The sequence below is a fragment of the Streptomyces sp. NPDC006476 genome (assembly GCF_040612015.1).
In the GTDB taxonomy this organism is placed as follows: domain Bacteria; phylum Actinomycetota; class Actinomycetes; order Streptomycetales; family Streptomycetaceae; genus Streptomyces; species Streptomyces griseorubiginosus_B.
In genome coordinates this window covers 36,791-42,214 of record NZ_JBEXPK010000068.1, presented here as the reverse complement: position 1 = coordinate 42,214, position 5,424 = coordinate 36,791, and the positions used below count along the sequence as shown (strand labels likewise).

The 5,424-nt window shown below is 70.0% G+C and carries 8 protein-coding genes and 1 pseudogene; 6 read left to right on the top strand and 3 right to left on the bottom strand.

The window, feature by feature from the left end; translation table 11 throughout:
• Positions 1 to 228, top strand: a pseudogene (locus ABZZ74_RS42740) (Ku protein); the annotation flags it as partial.
• Between the two features lie 247 nt (positions 229 to 475).
• Here ABZZ74_RS42740 and ABZZ74_RS42735 read toward each other — a convergent pair.
• The 3 genes from ABZZ74_RS42735 to ABZZ74_RS42725 all read right to left on the bottom strand — a co-directional run bounded on the left by ABZZ74_RS42735 (position 476) and on the right by ABZZ74_RS42725 (position 1,471).
• On the bottom strand, positions 476 to 685 hold the full coding sequence (locus ABZZ74_RS42735; protein ID WP_356949538.1) for a DUF6207 family protein: 210 nt from the start codon (positions 683 to 685) through the stop codon (positions 476 to 478).
• 102 nt (positions 686 to 787) lie between these two features.
• On the bottom strand, positions 788 to 988 hold the full coding sequence (locus ABZZ74_RS42730; protein WP_356949537.1) for a hypothetical protein: 201 nt from the start codon (positions 986 to 988) through the stop codon (positions 788 to 790).
• A gap of 15 nt (positions 989 to 1,003) precedes the next feature.
• Positions 1,004 to 1,471 carry a DUF6233 domain-containing protein gene (locus tag ABZZ74_RS42725; protein ID WP_356949536.1) on the bottom strand — a complete coding sequence of 156 codons (468 nt, stop codon included), beginning with the start codon at positions 1,469 to 1,471 and terminating at the stop codon, positions 1,004 to 1,006.
• A gap of 62 nt (positions 1,472 to 1,533) precedes the next feature.
• Between ABZZ74_RS42725 and ABZZ74_RS42720 the strand changes: the two genes are divergently transcribed.
• The 5 genes from ABZZ74_RS42720 to ABZZ74_RS42700 all read left to right on the top strand — a co-directional run.
• Entirely contained in the window at positions 1,534 to 2,541 is a 1,008-nt protein-coding gene (locus ABZZ74_RS42720; protein ID WP_356949535.1) for a hypothetical protein, read from the top strand.
• A gap of 28 nt (positions 2,542 to 2,569) precedes the next feature.
• On the top strand, positions 2,570 to 3,043 hold the full coding sequence (locus ABZZ74_RS42715; RefSeq protein WP_356949534.1) for a hypothetical protein: 474 nt from the start codon (positions 2,570 to 2,572) through the stop codon (positions 3,041 to 3,043).
• A 121-nt stretch (positions 3,044 to 3,164) separates the two neighbouring features.
• Positions 3,165 to 3,668 carry a hypothetical protein gene (locus tag ABZZ74_RS42710; RefSeq protein WP_356949533.1) on the top strand — a complete coding sequence of 168 codons (504 nt, stop codon included), beginning with the start codon at positions 3,165 to 3,167 and terminating at the stop codon, positions 3,666 to 3,668.
• A 259-nt stretch (positions 3,669 to 3,927) separates the two neighbouring features.
• Positions 3,928 to 4,395 (top strand): hypothetical protein, encoded by a 468-nt coding sequence (locus ABZZ74_RS42705; RefSeq protein WP_356949532.1) that lies wholly within the window; start codon positions 3,928 to 3,930, stop codon positions 4,393 to 4,395.
• A gap of 821 nt (positions 4,396 to 5,216) precedes the next feature.
• Positions 5,217 to 5,424: hypothetical protein (locus ABZZ74_RS42700; protein WP_356949531.1), on the top strand; the 208-nt coding region annotated here is incomplete at its 3' end.

Here is a 5,424-nt window from a genome sequence, read left to right as displayed (position 1 = left end):
CCGGGGCAGGTGCTGGACCTGATGTCCGCCCTGCAGCAGTCGGTGGACAAGGCGCGCTCCTCACGCGGCGAGGCCGCCGACGCCGACGTCCACGACCTGACCCGGGCCAAGAAGAGTCCGGCGAGGAAGACGCCGGCCAAGAAAACCGCGGCCAAGACCGCCAAGAAGACGACCACCGCCAAGAAGACGGCGAAGAAGACCGCCGGCCGCAAGCCACGCAGCGCCTGACCCCGGCGTACCCGCGTGTCGGCACGGCGGGAATGTCTTACGGGCCGGGGCTGTTGTGGAGGGCGTGGGAGTGAAGGTGACTGTGTCCCCGGGCCTCACCTATTGCATGCAGGGACGATCGTTCGGCTGAAGCCCTGCATTGCCTTTCGCCGCGTAGGCGACCGCCCTTCACCTCCACAGCACGTGCGCCGCCCCGAGCCCTCGGCTCGGGGCGGCAGTGTTGTTTCCGGCGTGCGTGCCGGCCGCGCTATGCGTCGGGGTGCTGGCGCAGGTCCAGGAAGCAGCGCAGCCGGACCCCCGGCTCGCCGGGTTCGCGGACCGTGTGGTCCGCCGGCGCGATCGCACACCGCGCGGCGAGCAGCTGCTGGATGGCGAAGGCGGTGGTGTCATCGGCGGCGGCGATCTCCACCACGGCCAGGCCGGACTCCGCGACGTGCGCGTCGTTGATCGGTCTCATGCACGGCACTGCGCGTCGACGCCGGCGAAGGTTCTGCGATCGGACGGGCTTCACCCGTGCGGGCACCGTGCCGTCGGGGCACCGGGAGGTGCCGGTGTGAGGTCAGGGGCGGGTGCTGGTGTGCCGCACGCCCGGTCTCCACTTCTCAAGCACGGGTGCCGCGCACCACTGGCAGAGCGGGCTGCCGCCGGAGCCGTACTTGTGGGTCTTGCGCTGGCAGGTGGCGCAGGGGCCGACCTTGTCGCCGGGGCAGACCAGGGCGGAGGGGTCGGGCTCGCTGATCGGGGGCGGGGGAGTCGTCATCGGAACAGTCCTGTTCTAGGCGATCAGTACACATCGCCCGGTCGGCAGGATAACGGGCGGCATGGCACGGCTGTTCGACCGCCACCGGAGGCCTCCGGGCGCGGGCGTCTGGCGGGGTAAGTCGAGGATGCGCAGCTGGGCATCGGGGGCGCAGTGGGTGCAGGCCCGCAGGCCGGTGGCGAGCAGGCGGCGGGCTTCGTCGCGGCTGATGGCCCGGCGCCGCTTGCCCGCCATGTGGCAGTCGCCGGCGTGCACCTGGACGGGGGGCCGCCCGGTGCCGATGCCGAGTTCGACGATCCATTCCGGCGGGGGCGGGCGCTCGCGGCGGCCGCGCTCGGCTTCGGCCTGCCGCTGCAGGAGGGCCTCGATCTTCGCGTCGATCCGCCGAATCCAGAGCAGATGCCAGGTGCGTAGCACCTGGAGACGATCGAGGTCGGGCGGCAGATCATCGAACACGTTTTTGATTCTATGCTCATGATCCACGGCCGCACTCCTCGCGTGTTCGATTTTCTGTTCGATAACGTGGGGTGTGGGAGGTGAGGGCCATGACGACGGGCCGCGAGGCACGTGGGGTGTCGACGGTGATGCACGTGCGGTGCCCGGACCGGCTGCCGGAGGAGGTGTACCGGCGGGTGCTGGAGCTGCTGGCGGAGCTGTCCCCGGTGGTGCAGGCGCTGCCGCCCGCCGCGGCGCTGGTGGAGCTGAAGGGGGCCCTGCGCTACCACCGCGCGGACGCCCGCCGGCTCGGGGAGGTGCTGCGTGTGCGGGCCCTCTCGCGTCTGGGCGTCGATGTCCGGGTCGGCATCGGCCCCTCGATCACGGTCGCGGCAACCGCCTCCGCCCAGGTCCCCGCACCCGGCGGCGTCCTCGCCATCGACCCCGACCAGGCGGCCGACTGGCTGGGGCAGCTGCCCGTGGATGCTCTGCACGGCATCGGTGAGCGTCAGGCTGCGGTGCTGCGCGAGTACGGCATCCACTACGTCGGCCTGCTCGCGACCGCTCCGCCCGCCACGATCCAGGGCCTGCTGGGCGGGAAGGCCGGCCGCATGGCGGCCGACCGGGCGCGCGGCATCGACCCGCGCCCCGTCGTCCCCCGCACCCTGCCCGCCACCGCCACCGTCCGGTATGTCTTCGACCGGCACACCCTGGACGGCGCCGACGTCCGCGCCGCCCTGCTCGAGCTGGTCATCCTCCTCGGGCAGCTGCTGCGCCACCGTGAGCAGGCGGCCCAAGCTGTCACGCTGACGCTGACCTTCGCCGGCCACGGCCGCTGGGAGAAGACCCGCCGCCTGGCCGAGCCCTCCGCGCACGACGACGACCTGCGCCTGATCGCCTATCAGCTGATGGACGGCGCCGGCCTGCAACGTGGCCGGCTCACCCGTCTCGCCCTGAGGGGAGAGGACCTCATCAACGCCGGCCAGGTGGCACGGCAGATCAGCCTGGACGGCGCCCGGGAAGCCCGGCTGGTCGCCGAAGCGGCCATCTACCGCGTCCGCGACAAGTTCCGGGCCGGCGTCATCGGTCCCGCCGCCGTCTTCCGCCGCGCCTCATGACCCGGCCCGCAGGGCCCGGAGGCAAGCCGTGATCCTCAACCCGCCCAGCCTGGGTGCTGCCCAGCAGCTGCCGCACTGGCCCTACCTTGAGGCCGTCGACGACGCCCTCACCCGGCGCGGCATTCCACCGGGCACGGTGCGGGCCGACTACCGCCCTCCGCGGTTCGGGGACCGGTTGTTCATGGTGTTCGGCTGGGACACCAGCCGCACCGCCGACCGCATCGGCGGGATCCGCTTCGACTGGGACGAGGACACGGGCTGGGCCTACTCCCTGCACGGCCTCCACCTCCGGCCCGGGCCGAGCAGACCGCTGACGGCGCTGCACCGGGCCTACGCGGCACCGGAGGACGTGGCCGCGGTGGCGGAGCAGTTCGTGGGCCACGGGCGTCTGCCTGCGGGGGAGTACGGCGCGGAGTGGGACGAGGCGTCGCAGGTGCGCGCCACGATCGACCGGTTCCGCACCACCCTCCAGGAACCAGACGGCTGGTGGACGGGCGACTGAACAGGCCGCAGCAGCCTGAGAGCGGCAGTGGTTGCCCCGTAGACAGGCGAGGCGGGTCAGGGCGGCGGGAACTCCCGCTGGCCGCGTGCAGGATGGAGCAGGAGATCACGGAGGGGGAGGCGTGCAGCTGACCATCGACACCCAGACCGACACCTACGAGCAGGCGATCGCTGCGGTGCAGGCCGCCTACGGCTTCAACCCGGCTGCAATCGCGGCTAGTTGGCCCGAGGCTCCCGATCTGGAAGATCGGCCGGGGCCGCAGGACCTGAGCGGCGAGGATGTGTGGGAAGGCTGGACGGATCGGCTGTTGTTCGACACCATCGCCGCGGTGCTGCCCGGTGCTCGCGCCGTGCTGCGCCGCCTGACCGAGCTGGGCGGTACCGCCTCCTACGACGACATCCAGGCCCATTTCGCCGATCACCCTCACACCCCGATCCCGAAGGGCAGGATCGGCGGGACGCTCACCAGCGTGCGCGCGGTGCGCCGCCGCATCGGCCCGGACAACCGGACCAAGGTGCTCGAGCTCGACGACCGGGTCCGTGTCTACCGCATCGAGCCCGCCCTCGTGGCCGGCCTGCAGCGGGCCTTCGTCCTGGCCGACGCCCGCCCCGATCTGCTGCGGTAGGACCCGGCCGTCTCGTGACCTGCGCTTACGGCCTCCCGTTCCGGCGCTCAGGCGGACCGGTTGGTGTACGGGGGCAGACCGGCGGGGCTGCGGCGTGGGGAGGAAGGCGAAGCTTCGGGCTGTGGAGCGGAGTGATGCAGGCTGCGGTAGTCCCGTCTGGCGCTCCACCAGGTCAGCCGGTCGTGGGTGCCGTCGGCGGCCAGGGTTTCAAGACCAGGAACCAGGCTGGGCTGCAGCTCGCGGCTCCTACGCTCTGAGCATGACGATGACACCGGAGGAACTGGCTGCTCAGGAGTCCACGCTGGAGCTCCTCAACAACGAGGCGGCTGGGCGCCTGGCCCGCCAGTCGGACTCGTTGGCGAAAATCGACACCAAGGCGGTGTTCCTGATCGGGTTCGCGGCCACCGCCGCCCAGTTCCTGGCGACGCACAAGCACCATGCCGTGCTCGCCTACTGTGCCTTTGCCGCGTACGCGCTCTCGCTGCTGGCGGGGGTGCAGACCTTCCGGGTTGCCCCGCACAAGGATCTGCAGCCGCGTCCGATGATCGTTGAGTATGTCCGCTCACCGAAGGCCAGAGTTTTGATCGAACTGGCCGCATCTCGTGTATCGATCTTCGAAGCGAACAGTAAGCGTCACGATCAAAAGATCTGGTACTGGACGATCAGCCTGTGGTCTCTGGCCTTGGGGCTTGGCCTGTCGACTGCTGCGCTGCTGTTGCACACTTGACGTCTATGAGCGACGAGCAGAATCAGGGGAGCGGTCAGCCGGATTCCGCATCGGACCACGATGCGGATCCCGACCAGGCACCGGAGCCCGATCCAGGCCCGGCTCCCCGTCCGAGCCCCAGCCCTGGCCCCAGTGACCCCGGCTCTGACCCGGGCCCCGACCTGGGGACGGCACTGACTGTTGTCGAGCTGTACACCAATCCGAGGCTCATCGGGACCGACCACCACATTGAGCGGCCGAAAACCGAAACGGCGGAGTAGAACGGTCAAGGCCGGTGTCGCTGCACGAGACCAGGAGCGGCATCGACCCCACGCTCGCAAAGCCGTGCGACCGCAGGGCAGTCTCAAGGTCCACTCACGGCGTGGTCTCACGATCACCACCACGGGGGCGCAGACCTCGATCGGACGTCTGAACCCGGGTGGTGTCAGCGGGTGATTCCTGGAGGCCGGGGACTGCGCACGCGCAGGGCGCCTCCATGCCCGGACCGTCACAGGACGCCAAGATCATGCGCTTTTGCTGCCAGGCTTGTGCTGTCTTCTGCGACAACTCGTCCTGTCGACGGGCGCCCCGGTTGCTGCCAATCGGCTCCTCGATCGAGGTCGTGCACCTCAGCGCCATGCAGGGGGTGAGTGGCCCGTACCGGGGGAGGCCGGCGAGCGGAACCGGAGAGACGGAGCCCCCTCCTTGCCGGCCCGGAACTGCGTTTAGCGGCCAACTCTACGCAGTTTGTGCTTTTCTGGTTGTGACAAGCTCACAACTCCCCATTGTGGGAGTTTTCTTCAGCTCAAGTGGCCTGCCCACACAGCCAGAGGGGTTGTGCGATGGATGACTTCGGCCGGAGAGTCAGGATTCCGGGCTTCAACGAGCCGCGGATCGACCTGCCACAACTGGGTGAGGTGGGCCCCGTTCGTGGCATCAGGATCCCTTACAAGAGTTCGACACAGACGAGTCCCATCGCGATCGGAACATCCGACATTGAGGGTCGCGAAGGCCGGACATCAAGCAAGGAAGCCACACGCGCTTCGGGCG